Source organism: Streptomyces sp. DH12 (genome assembly GCF_020873895.1).
Lineage (GTDB): Bacteria > Actinomycetota > Actinomycetes > Streptomycetales > Streptomycetaceae > Streptomyces.
The window spans coordinates 1-1,162 of sequence record NZ_JAHWGT010000100.1 but is presented as its reverse complement, the minus strand read 5'-3'; the positions used below and the strand labels follow the sequence as shown (position 1 = coordinate 1,162).

At 70.7% G+C, this 1,162-nt stretch carries 2 protein-coding genes and 1 pseudogene; all 3 read right to left on the bottom strand.

All coding sequences use genetic code 11. From position 1 onward, the window contains the following. Window positions 1–624: hypothetical protein (locus LPA54_RS32730; RefSeq protein WP_228984394.1), on the bottom strand; the 624-nt coding region annotated here is incomplete at its 3' end. Window positions 625–718: 94 nt separating this feature from the next. Next, window positions 719–832 carry a streptamidine family RiPP gene (gene amiA / locus LPA54_RS42540; RefSeq protein WP_241270818.1) on the bottom strand — a complete coding sequence of 38 codons (114 nt, stop codon included), beginning with the start codon at window positions 830–832 and terminating at the stop codon, window positions 719–721. Window positions 833–888: 56 nt separating this feature from the next. After that, window positions 889–1,162, bottom strand: a pseudogene (locus tag LPA54_RS32725) (ABC transporter ATP-binding protein); the annotation flags it as partial.

Sequence of the window (1,162 nt, the reverse complement as noted above, 5' to 3'; positions counted from 1 at the left end):
CCAGTACGCGGCCAGTTCGCGGTGTGCGGGTGTGGCGGCGAGCCGACGGGACCGGACGTGCGCCGAGGTGACGTCCCCGGGAGTGACGGCCACCGGCTCGACGTACGCCTGCCAGCCCTCACGGTGGCAGCGCAGCCACGCGACGCCGTGCTCCGGCAGCCGGTCGGCGGCGTCCCACAGGCCGTCCGGCACGGGTCCGTCCAGGCACCACACGACCGCGCAGGGGTTTCCGTCGAGCAGGTCCTCGATGCCCGGCCGCGAGCTGCCTGAGGCGGTGACGGCCGGCGTCGTACGGGGCCGCGCGCCCAGGGCGGCCAGTTGTCCGGCGAGCGGTTCGGTCAGTACCGGGTCGCCGAGGATCCTGACGTCCCCGTGCGCGGCGGGCCACTCCGGGCCCGATGGCCCTTCCGCCAGATAACCGGCTTCTTCGAACGCCCGGACGACGCGGTCCAGTCCTTCGTCCACCAGGGCTGTGGTTCCCCCGGTGAGCAGGGAGAGCAGGGCGTCCTCGTCGGCGTCTCCTGTCCTGACGCTCAAGAACTCCCCCTCGGGGGTGCGGACGGCAAGCCCTCGCCCGGGCACGGGGACGACCTCGACACCGGGGACGAGTCGGTTACGGGACACGGCGTTCCTCCTGTCGACGGGACCTGGGACGGGCGTGGGCCCGCCCGGAAGGTGCATCGGGCGGGCCCACGGTCGAGGGTGGCCAGACCCTCGCTTACTCCTCGGTGTCCTCGAAGGGGTTCTCGACGAGCGCGTTGGAGTGAGAAGCCGAGTCGTGAGCCAGCTGACCCGGGTCGGCGATCGGCGCGAAGACCTGCTCGTTGTCCATGAACTCTCCTTCATCAGCAGGGAGATGCGGCGTTCGGTTGAGCGCCACGACCCACCCTAATGAATCTGATTTTCATATTCTAGAGCCGCGATAGGGTGATCTGGGTAACACACAGGCCACCCCCCTTCCGGATCCTCACCGACCCGGCCCGCCACCTGCAGCACCTCCGCCAGCAACCCCGGCGTGACGACCTGCTTCGGCGCTCCGTCGGCCACCACACGGCCCTCCCGCAGGGCGACGATCCGCTCGGCGAAACGGGCCGCGTGGGCCAGGTCGTGCAGCACCATCACCACCGTGAGCCCGCGTTCCTCGCGCAGACGCACCACGGTA

What these genes read in the sequence shown, in the direction of transcription:
- amiA (WP_241270818.1), bottom strand. Translation starts at nt 832, where the DNA reads ATGGACAACGAGCAGGTCTTCGCGCCGATCGCCGACCCGGGTCAGCTG.